This is a genomic window from Nocardioides sp. Soil_C_8, from assembly GCF_057656315.1.
The window spans coordinates 392,913-412,867 of record NZ_JBDGKQ010000002.1 but is presented as its reverse complement, the minus strand read 5'-3'; the positions used below and the strand labels follow the sequence as shown (position 1 = coordinate 412,867).

The following is a 19,955-nucleotide window of genomic DNA, read 5'->3' as shown; positions in this document are numbered from 1 at the left end:
GTCAGGCCAGGTCGACGACGACCGGCGCATGGTCGGACGGCGAGCCCGCGCCCTGCGCGGGGTCGCGCTCGTCGCGGTCGACGAACGCGCCGCTGACCCGCGACGCGAGCGCGGGGGAGGCGAGGACGAAGTCGATCTTGAGCCCGCGGTCGCGCTCGAAGCGCTGGCGGTAGTAGTCCCAGTAGGTGTAGCCGGGATCGTGGGCGCGGGTCACCTCGGCGTAGCCGTCGTCGAGGAACCCCTGGAAGGCGGCCCGCTCCGGCGGCGTCACGTGGGTGGACTTGGCGAACTGCTTCACGTCGAAGACGTCGTCGTCGGTGGGGCAGATGTTCCAGTCGCCGACCAGGGCGGTCTCGCCGTCGAGCCAGCCGCTCGCCGTCGCGCGCAGCCGCGCCAGCCAGTCGAGCTTGTAGACGTAGTGCGGGTCGTCGGGCTTGCGGCCGTTGGGGACGTAGAGCGACCAGACGCGCACCCCGCCGCAGGTGGCGCCGATCGCCCGGGACTCGGCCGCGACGGGGTCGCCCCAGCCGGGCATGTCAGTGAAGCCGACCTCGACGTCCTCGAGGCCGACGCGTGAGAGCAGGGCGACGCCGTTCCACTGGTTGAGCCCGGCGACCGCGATGTCGTAGCCGAGGGCCTGCAGGCCCATCAGCGGCAGCTGGTCCTCCCGTGCCTTGGTCTCCTGCAGGGCCAGCACGTCGATGTCGTGCCGCTGCACGAACGCCTCGACGCGGTCGATGCGGGAGCGGAGGGAGTTGACGTTCCAGGTCGCGATGCGCACCCGTCCACCCTAAGGAAGGCAGTTTGCGCCGCACGCCGTGGGGCGAGCGACTCTTTACGCAGGAAACCCTTTACAGATCGGCCCGACGTGGGGGAAGTTCATCGGCACGCACCTGTCTCGGGAACTCGTGCACACCCTTGCTCCACCCTGTCGGACGCTCCCAAACCTCGTTCGACGTTGCTCAGGACTCCGAGATGGCGTGTGCCCATTCCCCCATCAGGAGAGAAGAACCAGCATGCAGCGCAGTCGACTCGGGGCGATCGCCCTCACCTCCGCCGCACTCCTCGGCGCGGCCCTCGCCTCACCGGCGACGGCCATGACGGACTCGGAGATCCCGACGTTCCAGGAGTTCCACGCGTCGTCCTTCAAGGACGCCGACCAGCAGTACATCGTCAACGGTGACGAGCCCGTCAGCACCACCGGTGACCTCAGGGCCTACTACGACCGGATGGTCGGAGGCTCGGAGAAGGCCATGGAGGAAGGCCTCGTCGTCAACACCGTCGGCGGCGTCGACGACAAGTGGTCGGCCTCGCAGGTCGGCAACCTGACCTACTGCGTGAGCAGCAAGTTCGGCACGCGCAAGGCCGACATCGTCAACGCGATGAACGGCGGTGCCGGCCTGTGGGAGGCGGCGTCCTCGAGGATCAACTTCGTCTACGTGCCGTCGCAGGACGCGAACTGCACGACCCGCAACAACAGCGTGCTCTTCTCCGTCGAGCCCGTGCAGACCTCGCAGTACATCGCCCGCGCGTTCTTCCCCAGCTCGCCCAAGCGCTCGCGCAACGTGCTGGTCGACGACTCGATCTGGACCTCCGGCTCGTGGACGCCGAGCAACATCCTCGGCCACGAGCTCGGCCACACGCTGGGCTTCCGCCACGAGCACACGCGACCCGAGGCCGGCACCTGCTTCGAGGACAACAACTGGCGCCCGCTGACGCCGTACGACTCCTCCTCGATCATGCACTACCCCCAGTGCAACGGCACGTCTGCCAACCTGAGCATGACCAGCACCGACCGCCAGGGCGCCGTCGCGCTCTACGGTTCCTGATGAACCACTGATCCTCCGGCCCGGCTCCGGCCGGTCCCAGGTGGCGATCGCCCCTTCTGTCCCGAGCGGAGGGGGCGATCGTCATGTCCGGGGCGCGTCGACGGGTAGCGTCGGCGCGTGCCCACCACCGCCTCGACGATCCTCTCCGCGCGCGACCTGCAGTTCATGCTCTTCGAGTGGCTCGACGTGGAGCAGCTGGCCGAGCGACCGCGGTTCGCCGAGCACGACCGCGAGACGTACGACGCCCTCCTCGCGCTGTGCGAGCAGCTGGCCACCGAGCACTTCGCGCCGCACTACCGGCGCAGCGACACCGAGGAGCCCACCTTCGACGGGGAGACGGTGCACCTCATCCCCGAGATCGCCTCGGCGCTGGAGGCCTTCGCCAAGGCCGACCTGCTCACCCTGACCCTCGACGAGGAGTTCGGCGGGCAGCAGGTGCCGCACGTGGTGGCGTCGGCGTGCATGGCGTGGTTCACCGCGGCCAACATCGGCACCGCGGCGTACTCCTTCCTCACCGTCGCCAACGCCGGGCTGCTGCTCGCCCACGGCACCCCAGAGCAGGTCGAGCGCTTCGTGACGCCCATGCTCGAGGGACGCTTCTTCGGGACGATGACGCTGTCCGAGCCGCACGCCGGCTCCAGCCTCGGTGACGTGGTCACGCGTGCGGTCCCCGCGGACGACGGCACCTACCGGGTCTTCGGCAGCAAGATGTGGATCTCCGGCGGCGACCACGAGATGGGCGACAACATCGTCCACCTGGTCCTGGCCAAGCTGCCCGACGCGGCGCCCGGCACCCGCGGCATCTCGCTGTTCATCGTCCCCAAGCACCTCGTCGGCGAGGACGGCTCGATCGGCGAGCGCAACGACGTCGTCCTCGCGGGCATCAACCACAAGCTCGGCAGCCGCGGGACGGTCAACACCGCTCCTGTCTTCGGTGGCGGGACCTTCACCCCCGGCGGCGCCCCGGGCGCCGTCGGCTACCTCGTCGGCGAGCCGGGCAAGGGCCTGTCCTACATGTTCCACATGATGAACGCGGCCCGCCTCGGCGTCGGGATGTCCGCGACGACGACCGCCTACACCGCCTACCTCAAGTCGCTGGAGTACGCTCGCTCCCGCCCGCAGGGCCGCCGGCTCGCGGCGGCGGCGGACCCAGGCGCGCCGCAGGTGCCGATCATCGAGCACGCCGACGTGCGCCGGATGCTGCTGGCGCAGAAGTCCTACGTCGAGGGGGCGCTGGCGCTCAACCTCTACTGCTCGCGGCTGCTCGACCTCCAGGCGACCGCTCGCGACGAGGAGGAGCGCACCGAGACCGGACGGCTGCTCGACCTGCTGACGCCGATCGCGAAGTCCTGGCCGTCGCAGTGGGGCCAGGAGAGCAACAGCCTGGCCATCCAGGTGCTCGGCGGCTCGGGCTACACCCGCGACTACGACGTCGAGGCCCACTGGCGCGACCAGCGGCTGAACCCCATCCACGAGGGCACCCACGGGATCCAGGCGCTCGACCTCCTGGGCCGCAAGGTCCTCGGCGGTGGTGGCGCCTCGCTGATGGCGCTGGCCGCCCGCATCGGCGACACCGTGGGTCGCGCGCGCGAGCTCGGTGGCGAGGCGGCCGCCCACGCCGACGCGCTGCAGGCGTCGGTGGACCGGCTGGGCGAGGTGACCCTCGCGCTGGCCGGGCTCGGCGACCCCGAGCGGACGATGGCCAACGCGACCGTCTACCTCGAGGCCGCCGGCCACGTCGTGGTCGCGTGGATGTGGCTCGAGCAGCTGGTCGCCGTCGGGGACCGGACCGGCGACTTCTACGACGGCAAGCGGGCCGCGGCTCGGTTCTTCTTCCACTGGGAGCTGCCGAAGGTGGGGCCGATGCTCGACCTGCTCGCGTCGGGCGACACGACGACGCTCGAGATGCAGGACGCCTGGTTCTAGGCCGGCTCGCGCGCGGGCTCGACGAAGTCGGCCAGCAGCCCGGGCGTGGCCCGGTCGGCCAGCGCGACGGCCAGGTCGAGGCGTACGTCGCGCACCAGCACCCGCTCGGTGCCCGCGGCCGTCGTGGCCGTCAGGTCGGCGAGCCCGGCGCGGCGCTGCCACCAGGTCTGCGAGACCACCCAGCCGATGATGCCGTCGGTCTCCAGCACCGTGCGGATGCGGGCGAAGGTGCCGCCCCCGGCGACGAGGTGCTGGTCGGCGAGCGCGTGCCCGAGGTGTCGGTACGACGCCTCTCCGGCCGCCGCGGCGAGCGCGAGCAGCGCGGCGCCGATGGCGGCGAGCCACCACCAGGTCAGGTCGAACCACCACCAGCCGACGGCGAGCACCCCGACGACCTCGAGGGCGTGGCGGAGCTGGCGGAACCACGCGCGGCGCCGGGCCCGTGGTCCGTGCTCCACCAGGCGGTCGGTCAGCGGGCCGGGGTGCTCGAGGACGGCCTCGCCGACCGTGACGGCGACCCCGCGCGGGCACGGCGGCAGGACCTGCGTGACGCCGTCCTCGACGCCGGTGGCCAGCGTCGAGAGCTCGGCTCCGCCGACGAGTCGCATGAGGACCGGCTCGGTCATCTCGACGCCGCGGACCTTCGCCTCCTCGACCGTGATGGACCGCGTCGTCACCAGGCCCGACGTGAGGTGGAGCGACCCGTGCTCCCGCACGAGCCGGAAGCCCCACCACTGCAGGACGTAGCCCGCGACCGAGATGACCAGCCACAGGGCCAGTGCGCCGACCGAGAGCACGAGCACGATGGCGGCGATGGCGAACTGCGTGAGCCAGTGCCACGCCGAGGTGGCCGTCTCCTGGTTCCAGATGGGGAGGTCGTCGGCGAACTGCGACAGCACGCCGAGGCCACCGACCACCAGCACCAGGCGGCCGAGGCTGAAGGGCGCGAAGCGCAACCACGACCAGTCGATCAGCGCCAGCGGCACCGCGGGCGCGACCGGGGGAGGGGGCGGGGCGACGGGCTGCGTGGTCCGGTCGGGCGACAGGTCGGTCGTCCGGTCGGTGGCGGGGGACGGCATGGCCTGCTGCTCCGCGACGGCGCGGCGCGTCAGCAGCGTCGTACGCAGTGCCTGGGCGTCGGCGGCGGCCAGCGCGTCGAGCGTGATGCGGTCGTCGTCGACCCCCGTGCCGATCTGCACCTTCTGCAGGCCGAGGATGCGGTGGAGCAGTGACGCCTCGAGGTCGACGCTGCGCACGCGCTCGAGCGGTGCGGTGGAGGTGGTCTTGTTGAGGATGCCGCTGCGCACCTGGATCTGGGTGCCGGTCAGTCGGTAGTGGGTGGTCAGCCACGGGAGCGCGCCGAGGACGAGCGGGCCTAGCACGGCGAGCGGGAGGATGATCGGCCAGAAGCGCGTGTCGCTGCGGCTGATCCCGATGAGCGCGATGACGACGGGCACGATCATCTGCCCGACCGCCTTCACGGGGTCGAGCAGGAGCTTGAGCGGGCTGAGCCGGACGTAGCCCTCGCCGGGCTCGGGGATCACGTGGCGTCGCCCTCGGTGGCCGCGGTGATGGCGGTCAGGCGGGCGACCACCTCGCGGGCGGTGTCGGCGTCGAGGCAGTCGACGGTGATCGGCCCGGCCGCGGAGGCGGTCGTGACGGTGATCGAGGCGAGCCCGAACAGCCGCATCACCGCACCCTGTCGGGAGTCCACCGTCTGGACCCGGCTGATCGGGGCGATCCGGGTCTGCCTGCTGATCCAGCCCTCCCGGGTGTGGACCGCCGTGTCGGTGACCTCCCACCGGTGCACCCGGTAGCGGATCCGGGGCATGAGCACGACGTGCGCGACCGACACCACCGCGAGCAGGAGCACCAGGAGCCCGGCCCAGCCCGGGACTCCGGGGACCAGCAGCCAGACGAGCACCGCGCCGACGACGAGGGCGGCGTCGCCGACGAGTGCGGACACGGTCCAGAACGGGACCGCCTGCGGCGAGACCCGGTTGGCCGGCTCGCGCAGCACCGGCCCCCGCGCGATCAGGTCTGGCCCCACGTCAGTCATGGTCCGAAGTCTTGCAGGTGCCGTCGAGCGGCCCGACGCCCGCGAGGTGGTGCAGGTTCGTGCAGGTGCACACATGTGAGCCTGCCCGAGCCTTCCCCCCGCGGTCCGGTCGGGGTTGGGTGTTGCCACAGGTCGTCCAGGGACCTGCCGATGACCGGGACTGATCGCGCGGGGGTGCGGTCGTCCACGGCTCCTGACCGACGCCGCGGCGCGCAGGAGGGAGGGCCCGGCCGGCCGGCCGGGCCCTCTGCGGTCCCCCTCCGCGAATCGCTCACGCACGTCGCGCCGCCGTAGACTCCCCGCCCGTGGCTCTCACCATCGGCATCGTCGGTCTCCCCAACGCGGGCAAGTCGACGCTCTTCAACGCACTGACCAAGAACGACGTCCTCGCGGCGAACTACCCGTTCGCCACCATCGAGCCCAACGTCGGCGTCGTGGGCGTCCCGGACGAGCGGCTGCCCCGCCTGGCCGAGGTCTTCGAGTCGGCCAAGGTGCTGCCCGCGACGGTGGAGTTCGTCGACATCGCCGGCATCGTCCGCGGCGCCTCCCAGGGCGAGGGCCTGGGCAACAAGTTCCTCGCGCACATCCGCGAGTCGGCCGCGATCTGCCAGGTCACGCGCGTCTTCCGCGACGAGGACGTCACCCACGTCGACGGTGAGGTCAACCCCGCCAACGACATCTCGACGATCCAGACCGAGCTGATCCTCGCCGACCTCGAGACCGTCGAGAAGGCGATCGCCCGGCTGGAGAAGGAGTCGCGCAAGGTCAAGGACCTCGTCGCCAACCTCGAGGCCGCTGTGGCCGCGAAGGAGGCGCTGGAGTCCGGCACGCCGATCATCGCCACCGACATCGACCGCTCGCTGCTGCGCGAGCTGTCCCTGCTGACGGCCAAGCCGTTCATCTACGTCTTCAACTGCGACGGCGACGAGCTCGCCGACGACGAGCTCAAGGGCCGGATGCGCGAGATCGTCGCGCCGGCCGAGGCGATCTTCCTCGACGCCAAGTTCGAGGCCGACCTCGCCGAGATGGACGACGACGAGATGGCGCACGAGATGCTCGCCGAGATGGGCATCTCCGAGTCGGGCCTCGACCAGCTCGCCCGCGTCGGCTTCGACACCCTCGGCCTGCAGACCTACCTGACCGCCGGCCCCAAGGAGACCCGGGCCTGGACGATCAGGAAGGGCGCGACCGCCCCCGAGGCCGCCGGTGTCATCCACACCGACTTCCAGAAGGGCTTCATCAAGGCCGAGGTCGTCTCCTTCGACGACCTGATGACCGCCGGCTCCATGCTCAAGGCCCGCGAGGCCGGCAAGGTCCGCATGGAGGGCAAGGACTACGTGATGGCCGACGGCGACGTGGTGGAGTTCCGCTTCAACGTGTGAATCGGCGCGTTTGCGCAGGTCAGAGGGAGTGTGGGCCCTCTCAGTCCGCACAGAGTCCGCAATAGTTTCAGTGTCCTGGGCAAGGTGGACCACCTCCGCCGGGCGATGAACAGGGTTGGTGACTGCTGGGGACCATGGGCGTTGCGCTGTGTTGGCGGCGACAGGACGTACCTGTCTTGCAGCCGGGTGCCGGCACAAGTCGATAGGGCGTCTGTGCACGCGCGTGTCTGCGCCCGCCGCCCGAGCGCCTCAGCTGCGCGGTTCGCTGGTCGTGTGACGGATCCGCAATGTGCGGGCAGCGGATGTTCCTTCGACACAGGTTGCCCGTCGTGAGGTCGCTTCATACTTTGGGTTGAGAGAACAGCATGCTCCGCATCGGGATCTCGCCGGTGGGAACCGATCCGCAGGTCGCTGCGGCAGCCCGGGTTGCCGAGGTGGCCAGGCCCGGGCGGTCAAACAGGCGGCCCCCGGGCCGACCACATTCATGGGACGTCAGGTACCCGACGCGTCTCCGCGATCTCCGCGGCCACGACGGCCAACTTCGTGTTGGTGGTCGACGAGATCCGCCTGAGATAGTCGAACGCCTGGTCCGCGGTCATGTCGTAGCGCTCCATCAAGACACCCTGCGCCTGGCCGATGATGTTCCGGTTGTGCAGCGCCAGGCCGAGCTGATCGATCTGACGTTCGGCTGCCATGAGGACCGACAGGTGGCCGGCCAGCGCTTGTGCGACAGCGACGTCGTCGGCTTCGAATCGACCGTCCTCGCAGTACAGGCTCAGCGCGCCGAACGAGTGGGCGTCGGTGTACACGAGCAGCGACATCATCGAGTCGACACCGAGCTCGGCGTGCACGGCCGAGGCCCACGCCGGCCACCGCGACTCGACGGCCAGCGAGGGACTGACGAGAGTGTTCTGGTCGCGACGCACGTCCAGGCACGGTCCCTGCCCCAGCTCGGACTGTCGCCTGTTGGCCCGGCAGACCAAGTCGTCGCTGCTCGCACGGGTGACCAGACGACCGTTGTCGTTGATCGTGATCCCGGCGTGGTCGCACCGAGCGACGAGTCCTACCGCAGCATCCACGGCAACCTTGAAGCGGGCCTCCTCGTCCGGCGCGGCAGAGAGCGTCTGAGCCAACTGGGCGAACTCACCGAGCAACACCTGGGTCTCGTTCACACCCGCCTCCCCGTCGTGACCTCAGCCGCTCCCGGCTGCAGCTGAAATTCTAGGAATCCGGGAATCGCCGTTCAACACCCTCAGGCGAATCTAGTCGCTACCCATACCAGCCCTCGACGGGTGCGCCCGGGCGTGCCGTTTGGTCGCCACCGGCCCGAGTCAGCGAGGGAGAACTACGGGAGCCGGCCGAGGTTGCGGTACAGCTGAATCTCGGCGTGCATGGCGTAGGGCACGGGGGCACCAAGAAGCTCGAGGGCCGAGGCGTAGTCCTCGAGGGCTCGGAGCAGCGAGCCTCGCAAGGGCTGCTGCACGAGTGCGTGGACCGCCGAGCTACGCGCCTTGTTGAGGTTGCGTCGCGCCTGGTCCACCGCTTCGGCCAGGACCAAGAGGTGCTGTCGGTCTGGCGCAGGCGAGCCGGGCAAGGTGCCCATGACGACTCCGCCCCGTCCGTCCGGCTGACGCGAGAGGCACCAGTCCAGCAGACAACAACACGCTACCACCGGAGCCGACAGGCTCCTCGGGCGGTACCGCGACGCTGCGCGGCGAGCCGCACCCTCCCCCACGAACGGGGCGTCCACGAGGGTAGGCGAGGAGCCATGGGCCTAGGCATGCGACGCGTCCGTGGCCGGTTGGGTTCGGAGCTGGTCGTGTCGGCCGGGCGGACCGGGCACCCGCGCTCCCTGAGTGGCCCGGGCACGGGTCGACGACGCAGCTGCAGTAGACCGATGGCCGGTACCGCAACCTTTCTCCTAGTGGCAGCCGGCGCCGAAGCCGCACGTCCGGTCGTACACGAGTACTGTCGATCCGGGCGTGCATGCGAAGGTCAGCCGACTTCCCGCTGGGCGCGCCGGTCGGGAATGGCACGCATGGACCCGCTGCCGGCGACCGCGGACACGTTGCAGCTCCTGGCCGAGCTGGGCGACGAGGACCTCGCCACCAGGGTCGCCTGGATCTGTGAGACCGTCGTCGAGTTGGCGCCTGCTACCCACGCGCTTGCCATCTGGTTCAGCGACGAGGACCTCACTCTCGCGTTCTTGGAGCCGCAGGCTGAACCCCGGCAGACAGCGGGTTCAATGATGCGTTCGAGCCTCGCGCTCAAGATCGCCACCGGCACCAGAGTCATCGCGGTGGTTACCGTCTACTCCACGCACGGCGACGCATTCCCTCCTCGTGCCGGCGTCCTTGAACTCGGTCTCGGCGCCGTGGAAGGAGCCTCGGTGCGCGACGACGACCTCGCCTTCGACGCCCGTCGGCGCGCTGAGCGCGCACCCGCTCAGGTGCGTGCCAGCCTGGTCGTTGACACCGCCATCGGGCTGCTCATGGGAACCCACGGGTTCGCCGTGGACACGGCTGAGGCCTGGCTGCACCGTGTCGCCCGAACCAGCGGCCGGGCACTACTCGACGTCGCCACCCAAGTGGTGGCCGCGCAACAGCCCTAGCAGGGTCCGTGAGGAGTACGTGTGGGTGCGGGTGCCGTTAGGCACTGCCGGTTCGTCGCAGGGCGCCGTGCAGAGTGATTCGCAGCTCCGAGGTCGCAGGCGTCTCCGTCGCCCGCCCGGGCAGCGTCGAGACCCGCGCACCCGAGGGGCAGCATCATGCGTCCCGTCCTCCGAGGGCCAGGCCGACCGCGAGCAAGGACGTGGGGCTAGGGAGCGATATCCGCTGCGCTGCTCATTCCAGGCGGGGTTGTCAGAGGACCGTTCCCGCCCACTTCGCCCAGCCGCGCTACGGGCGCGCCGAGGGACATGGACATGATCGACTCCGCCGCCTTCCTCGTACGGTCCTCTGCGGTCGGCCAGAGGTGGGCGTAGGTGTTGAGGGTCGTCGTCGCCTTGGAGTGACCGAGTGACCGCTGCACGGTGACGACGTCACATCCGGCTGCGATGAGGCCTGAGGCGTAGAAGTGCCGGAGATCGTGAAGCTTGATCCCGGAAAGCTCGGCGTCGTGCAGGGTTTTGCGCCACCAGTAGCCGACCGTGTTCTGGTGCGGCGGGTCGTCATCCTCGCCGGCGAACAACCAACGATCTTGTCCGGTCGTGCCGTGAGCGCTCACGTGCTTGGCCAGGATGCTGACAAGGCTGTCGGCGAGGAAGACGGCTCGCTCCGAGCCGTACTTCGGAGCTCGGACGTCGACCGTCCCGCCGTTGACGCGTTGGACCTGGCGCGAGACCTTCAGCGTTCTGCGGAGGAACTCGATGTCTCCGAGCTGCACGCCGGCGGCTTCGCCAAGTCGCAGGCCGGCGAACGCGCAGAGGGCGATGAACGGCCGGAATCGGTCGTCGGCGACGGTCATGAGCTGTCCCACCTCCTCGGGGGAGGGGATCGACATCGCTGCGTCTGCGCGGCGGGCCCGGGGGAGGCGTACGCCGTCGGTTGGGTCGGAGCCGATGACCCGGTCCTTCACGGCAGCTCTAAACACGGACCGAACGTTGACGTACCGCGTCTTGATCGTGCCCGGGGCGAGCCCGGCGGCGTGCATCTGCTTGATCCAGGTCTCGACGTCTGAGTGACGGACCTGTTTCATCGGCTTCGTCGCGAAGGGCACTGACCTGGCCGCCAGCGACATGGCGAGCACGGTGCCGGGCGCCCAGACCTGACGAGCCGACCATTCGCCGAAGAACGCAGAGAACGTGATCTGACCGGCCCGGGGGTCGGCGTATGTGCCGGTGACGACCGTTGAGGTGACCTGGTCCAGCCAGAGCTGGGCATCGATCTTGCGATCGAAGTGACGGGAGTGCTCCTTGCCGTCCTCGTCGCGGTACCGCGCTCGCCACTTGCCGTTGACTCGCTTGGCGATGTTTCCGGCCATGGTGATGGTCCTTCCCTGATCGCACCATCGTCTCTCAAAGACTCGACGGTGGGCAGGATCAGCGGTGGTTCTGTGGACGGTGGGTCTGTTCGGCGAGCCAGACGATGAGGTCGGTGCGCCAGTAGCGGACGTGACGGCCGATCTTGAAGCTGCGGGGGCCGCAGCCGAGGTGGCGCCAGTAGCGCAGCGTTCCTTCGGGGACCCGCAGGAGGCCGCAGGCTTCCTGGAGGGTGAGCATCTCGTCACCGGGGTCACGGCGCGGGTCGGGAGTCTGCGTGGGGGGCTGGGGCTGGGCGGTCATGTGGTTTCTCCTCGGTGATGCCGTTCGGCTCTCGGGAAAGGCGACGAGCGTTGGGGTGCCTCGGACACCTGTGGCAGTGCCGCGTCGTAGGTGGAGCATGTCGACCAGCGTGGACGCCGAGGTTTACCGGATTCCAGTGCCACGGAGGGGGAACGCTGAGGGGGAAACCTGGAAATGCGCAGGTCAGCAGGTTTCCCCAACTTTTTCGGGGCGAGGGTTGTCAGAGCCCGATCTAGAGCCCGATTCCGGAGGGTGCAGAGGCTGGTCGGGGGTGGGCGTCGAGGCGGGAACGCTGGCGGGGTGGTCGCGGAGCGTTGGGTCCGTAGCGGTCGAGTGCGTCGAGGGCGAGCCGTTGGAGGTGGGCGGGGCCGAGGTCGGCGCGGTCCCGGCTGAAGACCTGGCTCCACTGCTGACGGGCTTCGTCGACGCTTGCCGCGACGAGGTGCGCGACGTTCGATTCCCGGCCGCGGGTCATGGCGACGTAGGCGGATGCGGCGCCGGTGGTCTCGCCGACGGCGACGTGGGCACGGTCGACGGTCTCACCCTGAGCGCCGTGGATGGTGGTGGCGTGGGCCAGCTCCACGTGCTCGCGCACGTACGCCGCGGGCAGCCGGCGGTCGCGCCGGTGTTCGGGGGAGTGGACGATCAGGTCGCCGGCGGCGCCCACCCCGGTCACCGTCCAGGTCTGCCGGTTGGCCACGCCGAGGGCGGGATCGTTGCGGCGCGTGGCCACGCGGGCCCCGAAACCGATCTGCTCACCACGGGCCGTCACCACGCCAGCGGCCGCCTGGGCGGACTTGGGATCCCGCCTGTTGCTGATGGCGGCATTCAGCGTGGCGACCTGTTCGCGGGTGTCCGCCACCACGAGCGCGCCCGTGACGCCGACCCCGGCGAGCGCAGCCGTGCGCTCGGCTTCCGAGCGATGGAGGATGATCTGGCCGCGTTCCACGAGCCGGTTGAAGACGTCGTCGGGGTCTCGGCCGTCGCGCATGCGCAGGCTGAGGTCGGCGTAGTCCGGGTCGGCGAAGCGGTGTACGCGCTTCAGGGTGAGCACGGAGGTGGGGTGTGCCCACGCGAGGGCGTGGTCGAGGACGCCGCCGCGGCCGACGGCGGGGAGCTGGTGCCGGTCACCGAGGAACGCGATCCGCGCGCCCGCTTCGTCGGCGAGGGTCAGCAGCGCCAGCGCGTCGTCTTGGGTGACCATGCCCGCCTCGTCGACCAGCAGCAGGTCCCCACGCCGCAGCCGCGCCTCCCGACAGGGCTCAGCGCGTTGTTGGCTGGGTTGCCGGGTCCGGTGGCCGTCGTCATCCCAGCGCCAGCCGTGTTGGTGGATCAGCCACGACGCCGAACGCCCCTGTGCGCCCGTCTCGCGGGCGGCGACGTCGGCAGCCTTGCGGGTCGGGGTGACGACCAACAGTCGCTGCCCCCGCGCCGCCAGGTGGGTTCGGACCGCGGCAAGGGTGGTGGTCTTGCCGGCACCTGCGGCGCCCTCGACCACGACCAGCGGCCCCTCACCGGTCAGCGCGGCGACGACCCGGACCTGGTCCGGCGCCAGCCGCCCCAACCGCGCGAGCCGCGCAAAGGTCGCGTGGCGAAACCGGGCGTCCTCGGCTGGCTCGGGGGAGTGAGAGCGTCGCAGCAGCCTCTCGAGGATCTCGGTCTCGACGGCGAGCACCTCTGGTGAGGTCAGCGCGCGCACGTGTTCCGGCACGTCGGGTCGCAGCCGCAGGGGTGTGCAGCGTGCCGCTGCGCGCGCGGTGAGGTCCTCGGCGAGCTCACCACGGACGCCGGCTGCGGCGATCAGGCCGGCCTGGACAATGAGAGTCTCGACCTGGCCCCGGATGTCTGCGGTGTTCCACGCGGACCGCTTGGAGCCCAGGCGCGAGAGCACGAGCTCGACCGCCCGGTCCCGATCAAGATCCGCGATGGGCGCTGCTTTGCACGGGACAGCCGCCGAAGGGTCCAAGTAGCCGAGGGCGCGCAGCTCTTGGTTCCACCGCTCGACCACCTGGGTGCCGTTCTTCGGCACGGTCTTGTCCGGGCGGGCCTCGGCCCAGGCCCGCCGGTCCCAGATCTCCCGCAGAGGTCGCGCCGGCTCCTGGCCGGGGTGCTCGGATCGCCAGTCGGCTTCGTACCGGTCGACGTTCGAGCGGATCTGCGCGGTGCGGGCGCTGAACGCACCAGCGAACGGCCTCAGCTCCTTGATCTCACCTGACGCGGGGTCGAGGGTGAATCCGGCCTGGGCGAGCGCGGTGCGGAACTCGGGGTCGGTGGCGACGGCGGCGTGGCCGATCCCGTTGACGGCCTCGATCATGTCCCGGACCCCCACCGAGTGCAGACCGCGCCACCGGTCGTCCGCGAAGACGCGGGCATTGACCTGGAGGTGGAGGTGCCGGTGTGGGTCGCCAGCACGAGAGGTGTAGTGCCGGATCACAGCGGCCTCGAGGTGGTCGACGGGAACCTGCACCTGCCGACCACGCGGTCCGATCCGGGTGGTGGCGTGCTCGGCGAGGTAGCCGATGATCTGCGCGGCGGCGCGATGCTGGGCGGTATCAAGCGCAGCGGACACCTCGGGACGCAGCGCGGCAGCGAGCGACCACGTCTTTGGGCCGTTGATCGTGACCTCGACGAACCGCAGCCCGTTCGCGTCCTTGCGAAGCCGTCCCTTCGGCTGACCGGACTCGACATCCACCCCCGCCACCCAGGCCTCGTACGCCGGGCCGTCGAGGTCCGGTCTCTTCGCGACGGTGGCAGAGCCATCAGCCGACCGCGTGGCAGCGAACCGCCTCGCGATGCCGTCGCCCTCGGTCAGGTAGTAGTCGTCGTAGCGGGCGCAGTCCTGCTCGACGTAAGCGCGTGCAGCCTTCGGGGCACCTCGGTAGAACTTCACGCCACCGTGCACGCCACTCACCTGCCTCAACGGCGTCCGTCGACAACCAACGAACCCCTAGAAATGCCGCGTGGGCCGCACCAACACGGGCGACCCATCTACGCACCTTCGTAGCATGCGTGCCGCTAGGTAGGTAAGACATGAAGAGCGGGCATCGGGAGAAGGATCGAGAAGATTCCGGGAGCCGAGGTTGTTCAATGGTGATCAATGGTCCGGAACGTGGGAGAGCGCCGGCGCCGGTCTGAAACCTGTTGGTCGACACCTTGTCGGAGTTGGTGTTTCCGGAGGACCTGGATGTTCAACGCCAGACGGGTTCCCACCAGGATGTCGTCCGCCGAATCACTGCCCGAAAGTGCACGGGGTCCAGCTGGCGAGTGGACGCTGCAACGTGACAGGGACAGTGAACGCGTAGGCCCGTTGGGCCTGGCGACGTAGGCGGCGCTACGAGGCGCTGGGGCGTGAACAGCAGGTAGGTGTCGCTGGCCAAATCGAGGCTGGGCGACGCGCGCAAGGGGGGCCGGGGTCGGGTTTACGAGGCGGCCGCATGGTCGTTGACGCCCCGGTGCGGGCGATCCCGCGCGGGCCAACGTTCGAAGCCGGCAAATGGTGCCTCATGCCAGCTTTTCGACCAGTCGATCAGGCGGGGTAGATCGTCCGCACCCAGACTTCGGTCACGGCGGAGGCTAGGGCCGCTGTATCACTTGCCTGGTCAAGGGTCATCCGTTCGAGCATTCGCTCGCTCATGTCGTTGAGCGCTACAGCCAGCGCCTCAGCATCCGGGCCCGCGTTGCTCCGACCCCGATCCTGCTCCTGGCGGATCCAGTCTGCGACTAGCGCTGTGTAGCCCGCTCTTGCTGCCTCTGTCCGATCCCGCACGACTGTCGAGGTGTGACGTGCCTGGAGGACGGCCCTGAACAGGTGCTGGTGCGGTCGCCAATCCGCTAGAAGATTACCGATCATCGTTTCAATCCGAGCTCGCGGATCCACTTCTTCAACCACCGATGTCACGGGCCGGATCGTGACGAACCACTCGAAGGCGTCTGCGGCGGCCTCCGCCTTGTCATCGAAGTAGAAGTAGAAGGCCGAGCGCGAGACACCTGCCCGCCTCGCCACATCCGAGACCTGGACGCGATCCAGATCCCCACCATTCTCGCGCAGCACGTCCTCAAGCGCGGCAAGCAACCGAGCACGTCGATCGTCACCTTTGGCACTTCCTTGGTGCGGAAATCGGTATCCACCAGGCACACCCACCAGTCTGGCAGCCCGCGCCGCCGCACGCCCCCCACGCCGTATCAAGATGCGCGGCGACTGTTGCGCTCGTCACATTCACCGCGCATACTTCTGACACGCGTCAAATGAAACCTTTCAACCGTCGATCAGATCGGTCGTGTCAGTGAACCCTCGTTCTTCCTCGCGCAGCGTCCTCATGGCGCTGTCCGTCGCTGTCGCCGCAAGCGCGATTATTGCGCCGTCGCCGGCAGCCTCAACGTCACTCACGCCGGACGCCAGAACAGACCTCGGCAGCAGCGAAACGCCTGCTCTGAGCCCGGCCCTCTTCGCCGATCCGCCCGCAGAGGCGCGCCCCAAGTATCGGTGGTGGCTCCCCGCGGCCGCGACCTCCGAAGAGGAGCTGTCGGCAGAGATGCGTCAGATGAAGGCCGCCGGCGCAGGCGGCGCAGAGATCGCGTCCTTCCCCAATCCAGGCGCAGGGAATCAAACCGGGCAAGGCCTCGCCGCTACAGGATGGGGCACGGACCTCTGGCTGAACAGGCAGCGACACATATACGAGGACGCCGCAGACCTCGACTTCCTCATCGACGCCACCATGTCCGGCCGGGGGTCAGACGCCATCAGCGTCCCCACCCGCGGGGGCTTGAACGCCCCCGCGAACAGCAAGCGCTACGTCACCGGGTTCACCGTGCTCTCCCCCGATGTGGTCTATGACGGACGCGTGCCGACGACGCCCGCCGTCTCGACGACTACCTCCCTGTGCGCAACCGCCGCGGCAGGCGACACCCAGGTACTGCCCGCGGCGACCGGAGCGTTCAGCCCCGGCGACCGAATCACCGTCGGAACCGGGGCGAGCGCCGAGTCCGCAACGGTCGCCGAGGTCGGCGACGGGTCCTGGGGTTGCGGGATGTCCCTTACTGCCCTGCAGCCGGGTGACGACCGGGTGTTCGTCAGCGCCCAGTCATCAGGCAAGGCGGCGGACTACAACCAGTACCTGACGCAGTTCAACACCGGACAGCGGATCGTCATCGGCTCCGGTGCCGACGCTGAGACCGTCGAGGTCAAGAGCGTCGAGCGCGCCCCGTTGGCCTTCACGCAGAACACCACCGGTGCCATCGCTCCTGGGGACGAGCAGGTCGACCTCACCTTCACCTACGGCCTCGCCGTGGGCGACCGGGCCGTGATCGGTTCCGGCGCGACGGCCGAGACCGTCACGATCGCCGAGGTGGGCGTAGGCGGCAACCCCAACCGCATCCGCTTCGCCGCACCCGCCACCGGAGCTCAGACCCCGTTTGCGACCGTGCAGGGCATCGGCACCGGGTTCACCATCACACCGGTGGCGAACGCGCACCCTGCGAAGAGCAACGTGGTCACCGACGCCCCGGCCGGCACCGGGCTGACCCTCGAGGAGCCGCTGGCGGGCACTCACGCGCTCACCGAGCGCGTCGCAGCGAACGCCCGCAAGACGACAGTCGCTGTGCTGGCCTACCGGTGCGCGGTGGAGTGCGCCGAGCGCCCCCGGCTGTTGGATCCCGACTCGGTGGTGGACCTCACCGCGGACGCGGCCGACGGGACTGTGGACGACAGGTCCTGGCGCGACGGAGGCGCGTGGGTCGTCTATGCGCACCAGATGGTGAACGATGCCCCGTTCGGTGGCCCGTTCTCGCTCACCGGTATCGACTACGCGGTCGACCACCTCTCGACGCGTGGGGCCCGCGCGTTCATCGACTACTGGGACTCGGCCGTGATGACGCCCGCGGTCCGTGCGGCGATCGCCAAGAACGGCGCGGGACTGCAAACCCTGTTCGAGGACTCCCTGGAGATGGAGTTCACCCCGAAGTGGACCGATGACTTCCTCGAGGAGTGGGAGGACCGGCGCGGATACGACCTGACCCCGTTGCTGCCGGCCCTGGCTGGCACCGACCAGCAGGCAAAGCCCGGGTCCGATGCCGGGCAGTTGTTCGCCTTCGAGGGCGTCGACGTCGACCGCGTGCGCGCCGACTACCGGCAGACGTGGAGTGACCTGTTCACCCAGCGCTTTGTGGCGCCCATCGAGGCGTGGGCGCGACAGCAGGGACTTGGCGGACGCTTCCAGCTCTACGGCAGCTTCCCCATCGACACCTCTGCCGCCTCCTCACTGGTCTCCGTGCCCGAGGGCGAGGCGCTCGGCTTCGACGACGACATCAACACCTACTCCATCGTCGCCTCCGGCGCGCACATGTCCGGTGCCGACATCGTCTCCAACGAGTGCTGTGCGCGCAGCGGCAAGCCGTACCGAGCTGAGCTCGCCGGTGCCGGGTCGCCGCTCACGCAGGTCTTCCAGGGTTTCGCGGGAGGCGTAAACCAGCAGATCTGGCACGGCTTCGACTACGCGGACGCCCAGGCGGCGAAGTGGCCCGGCTATCACGCCTGGAGCCCGGAGTCGGGCAACGCCGCCTTCTCCGAGGCCTGGGGTCCTCGCATGCCGGCGTGGGGATCGGGCGCGGTGCGCGACATGAACGACGCCATCGGCCGGCTCAGTCTGGTGCTGCGTCAAGGTGCGCCACGCTACGACCTCGCCGTCTACAACCAGGTCTTCGGCCGGGGCACCTACCTAGGCCCGGAGGCACCGAGCATCACCTCCAGTGGGCCCCTGGCGCGCAGCGGCTACACCACCGAGTTCTTGAGCCCGACGTACCTGGAGTCCGATGCTCGCCGCCTGTGGGACGGCAACGCGTGGTTCCCTGACCACTCCGCCTACCGGGCCCTAGTGCTCAACGACCAGGTCACCGCCTCCCCGCAGGCGATGCGCACGATCGTGGAGCTCGCTCGCCGCGGCGCTCCAGTGCTGCTCGTAGGTCGACTGCCCGCCCGTTCGCCAGGCCACGACCCCACGGGTTCGAAGGACCGCACGGTCCAGCGGGCCACGCAGGCATTGCTCGACCTCACCGATGACACCGGCGCCCAGGTGGCCCGAGCTGCCGATGAAGCAGCGGCACCAGCAGCCCTGGCCCGTCTCGGGGTGGTGCCGGCGGCGGCCAAGGAAGGCTCGAGCCCGACGTTGACGGTCCGACGCCACAGCGGCGACGCGACGTACTACTTCATCTACAACGATGGCGACGAAGCCGTCACCGATGAATGGACGCTCACTGGCAGCGGGGTTCCGGTCGAGCTCGACCCGTGGAGCGGGGAGATCACGCCGGTCGGCGAATACGTCGAGACGTCGAAGGGCATCACTCTCAGCACGACCATTCCCGCCCAGTCCGTCGCGGTGGTGGCCCTGACCGCGGACGGCCTCGGTCAGCGGGTGCCCGCTGACCACGTTGTCGACGGCGACGGCGCCGACATCGTCGTCACCGAGGACGGGGCGGTCGCGGTTCGCTCTAAGGACACCGGTCCGGTCACCGTGACGCTGGCCAGTGGCGCCACGCGGACCGTCGAGCTGAAGCCTGCGTCTGCCCAACGAGCCCTCGACGCCTGGAACCTCGCACTCGAGTCGTGGGAGCCGGACCCATCAGCGCCGGCCGACGCTGCAGCGATCGCCAAGATGCACGTCGGCGACTTCGACGTGGCAGCGGGCCAGGACGGCTTGCTTCCATGGTGGAACTCGCTCCGCGATGACGGCTCCCTGGACAAGACCTCAGGCATCGGCCGATACGTCACCACCGTCAACGTGCCGCCCAGCGGCTGGGACGGGGCGTACCTCGGCTTGGGAGAGGTCCATGGTGCCGCTCGAGTCCTGGTGAACGGGCGACACGTGCCTCTCGACCTCCAGGACACGACCGCCGACCTCGGTCGGGCGCTGCGTCCCGGGTCCAACACGGTGGAAATCGTGGTGGCATCGACCCTGAACAACGCCGCGCACGGCACTGACTTGCAGAGCTACGGCCTGCGCGGGCCGGTCACCCTCACGCCGTACGACGAGCAGGTGGTCGTCGACGCCAACCACGACCCGGCCACTCCCACTCCCGTGCCGTCGACACCGACGTCCACCCCGAGCACCACCCCGACCCAGACCCCGACGCCGACAGCCGCCAAGGTCGTCGCGCGGATCGGCACCAAGGTGGTCAAGCCGGTCGAGGTCGGGACCAGGGCCCGGCTGCGGGTGACGGTCCGTGCCCGAGGTGTGGTGCCGTCGGGGTCGGTCAAGGTCAAGGTCCGGGGCGCGGGCAAGAAGAAGTCCTACGAGAAGTCCCTCAACGCCCGGGGCCGGACGAAGCTGTGGCTCCCGGTGTTCAAGCGGCCCGGGCGAGTCAGCGTCAAGGTCCACTTCCTGGGCGACTCAGCGGTGGAGTCCCAGCGGAAGAAGATCACGTTCGCCGTCGTCGACAGGCGGACCGTCCGATGACCTGACCTCACCTCGACGTGAGGCCGCCGG

The 19,955-nt window shown here is 69.6% G+C and carries 14 protein-coding genes; 5 read left to right on the top strand and 9 right to left on the bottom strand.

Annotated elements, in window-relative coordinates; translation table 11 throughout:
• Position 1 precedes the first annotated feature (1 nt).
• Positions 2-781 carry an exodeoxyribonuclease III gene (locus tag AC3A3L_RS11795; protein WP_487640218.1) on the bottom strand — a complete coding sequence of 260 codons (780 nt, stop codon included), beginning with the start codon at positions 779-781 and terminating at the stop codon, positions 2-4.
• Positions 782-1,016: 235 nt separating this feature from the next.
• Between AC3A3L_RS11795 and AC3A3L_RS11790 the strand changes: the two genes are divergently transcribed.
• Together AC3A3L_RS11790 and AC3A3L_RS11785 are read left to right on the top strand one after the other, a co-directional pair.
• The gene (locus tag AC3A3L_RS11790; protein ID WP_487640217.1) at positions 1,017-1,829 is read left to right on the top strand and encodes a M57 family metalloprotease; all 813 of its coding nucleotides are present in this window, start codon (positions 1,017-1,019) and stop codon (positions 1,827-1,829) included.
• Positions 1,830-1,946: 117 nt separating this feature from the next.
• Entirely contained in the window at positions 1,947-3,755 is a 1,809-nt protein-coding gene (locus AC3A3L_RS11785; RefSeq protein WP_487640216.1) for an acyl-CoA dehydrogenase, read from the top strand.
• On the opposite strand, the gene AC3A3L_RS11780 is transcribed toward AC3A3L_RS11785, so the two are convergent.
• Positions 3,752-5,299, bottom strand: a complete 1,548-nt coding sequence (locus AC3A3L_RS11780) for a PH domain-containing protein (protein WP_487640215.1) — start codon at positions 5,297-5,299, stop codon at positions 3,752-3,754. The genes AC3A3L_RS11785 and AC3A3L_RS11780 overlap by 4 nt on opposite strands.
• Positions 5,296-5,814: a PH domain-containing protein gene (locus AC3A3L_RS11775; protein ID WP_487640214.1), complete on the bottom strand. Its 519-nt coding sequence runs from the start codon at positions 5,812-5,814 to the stop codon at positions 5,296-5,298. The genes AC3A3L_RS11780 and AC3A3L_RS11775 overlap by 4 nt, the downstream gene beginning before the upstream one ends.
• Before the next feature lie 305 nt (positions 5,815-6,119).
• On the opposite strand from AC3A3L_RS11775, the gene ychF reads away from it, so the two are divergent.
• A complete protein-coding gene (ychF, locus tag AC3A3L_RS11770) occupies positions 6,120-7,196 on the top strand; it encodes a redox-regulated ATPase YchF (RefSeq protein WP_487640213.1) in 1,077 nt (358 codons plus the stop codon).
• Between the two features lie 482 nt (positions 7,197-7,678).
• Here the strand turns inward: ychF and AC3A3L_RS11765 are convergent, their stop codons facing one another.
• Positions 7,679-8,368 (bottom strand): ANTAR domain-containing protein, encoded by a 690-nt coding sequence (locus AC3A3L_RS11765; protein WP_487640212.1) that lies wholly within the window; start codon positions 8,366-8,368, stop codon positions 7,679-7,681.
• 173 nt (positions 8,369-8,541) lie between these two features.
• The gene (locus tag AC3A3L_RS11760; RefSeq protein ID WP_487640211.1) at positions 8,542-8,799 is read right to left on the bottom strand and encodes a hypothetical protein; all 258 of its coding nucleotides are present in this window, start codon (positions 8,797-8,799) and stop codon (positions 8,542-8,544) included.
• 435 nt (positions 8,800-9,234) lie between these two features.
• Here AC3A3L_RS11760 and AC3A3L_RS11755 point away from each other — a divergent pair, with 435 nt between their 5' ends.
• On the top strand, positions 9,235-9,807 hold the full coding sequence (locus AC3A3L_RS11755) for an ANTAR domain-containing protein (protein ID WP_487640210.1): 573 nt from the start codon (positions 9,235-9,237) through the stop codon (positions 9,805-9,807).
• A 206-nt stretch (positions 9,808-10,013) separates the two neighbouring features.
• Here the strand turns inward: AC3A3L_RS11755 and AC3A3L_RS11750 are convergent, their stop codons facing one another.
• The 4 genes from AC3A3L_RS11750 to AC3A3L_RS11735 form a co-directional block, all read right to left on the bottom strand.
• The gene (locus AC3A3L_RS11750; protein ID WP_487640209.1) at positions 10,014-11,177 is read right to left on the bottom strand and encodes a tyrosine-type recombinase/integrase; all 1,164 of its coding nucleotides are present in this window, start codon (positions 11,175-11,177) and stop codon (positions 10,014-10,016) included.
• Between the two features lie 58 nt (positions 11,178-11,235).
• Positions 11,236-11,478 carry a helix-turn-helix transcriptional regulator gene (locus AC3A3L_RS11745; RefSeq protein WP_487640208.1) on the bottom strand — a complete coding sequence of 81 codons (243 nt, stop codon included), beginning with the start codon at positions 11,476-11,478 and terminating at the stop codon, positions 11,236-11,238.
• Positions 11,479-11,710: 232 nt separating this feature from the next.
• Entirely contained in the window at positions 11,711-14,368 is a 2,658-nt protein-coding gene (mobF, locus tag AC3A3L_RS11740; protein WP_487640207.1) for a MobF family relaxase, read from the bottom strand.
• 636 nt (positions 14,369-15,004) lie between these two features.
• Positions 15,005-15,613: a TetR/AcrR family transcriptional regulator gene (locus tag AC3A3L_RS11735; RefSeq protein WP_487640206.1), complete on the bottom strand. Its 609-nt coding sequence runs from the start codon at positions 15,611-15,613 to the stop codon at positions 15,005-15,007.
• 181 nt (positions 15,614-15,794) lie between these two features.
• On the opposite strand from AC3A3L_RS11735, the gene AC3A3L_RS11730 reads away from it, so the two are divergent.
• Positions 15,795-19,925: a glycosyl hydrolase gene (locus tag AC3A3L_RS11730; protein ID WP_487640205.1), complete on the top strand. Its 4,131-nt coding sequence runs from the start codon at positions 15,795-15,797 to the stop codon at positions 19,923-19,925.
• Positions 19,926-19,955: the final 30 nt, after the last annotated feature.

Bases quoted from the DNA above. Each gene is read 5' to 3' on its own strand.
- AC3A3L_RS11750 (WP_487640209.1), bottom strand. From the start codon at position 11,177: ATGGCCGGAAACATCGCCAAGCGAGTCAACGGCAAGTGGCGAGCGCGG.
- AC3A3L_RS11775 (WP_487640214.1), bottom strand. From the start codon at position 5,814: ATGACTGACGTGGGGCCAGACCTGATCGCGCGGGGGCCGGTGCTGCGC.
- AC3A3L_RS11755 (WP_487640210.1), top strand. From the start codon at position 9,235: ATGGACCCGCTGCCGGCGACCGCGGACACGTTGCAGCTCCTGGCCGAG.
- AC3A3L_RS11745 (WP_487640208.1), bottom strand. From the start codon at position 11,478: ATGACCGCCCAGCCCCAGCCCCCCACGCAGACTCCCGACCCGCGCCGT.
- AC3A3L_RS11760 (WP_487640211.1), bottom strand. From the start codon at position 8,799: ATGGGCACCTTGCCCGGCTCGCCTGCGCCAGACCGACAGCACCTCTTG.
- AC3A3L_RS11790 (WP_487640217.1), top strand. From the start codon at position 1,017: ATGCAGCGCAGTCGACTCGGGGCGATCGCCCTCACCTCCGCCGCACTC.
- AC3A3L_RS11730 (WP_487640205.1), top strand. From the start codon at position 15,795: ATGGCGCTGTCCGTCGCTGTCGCCGCAAGCGCGATTATTGCGCCGTCG.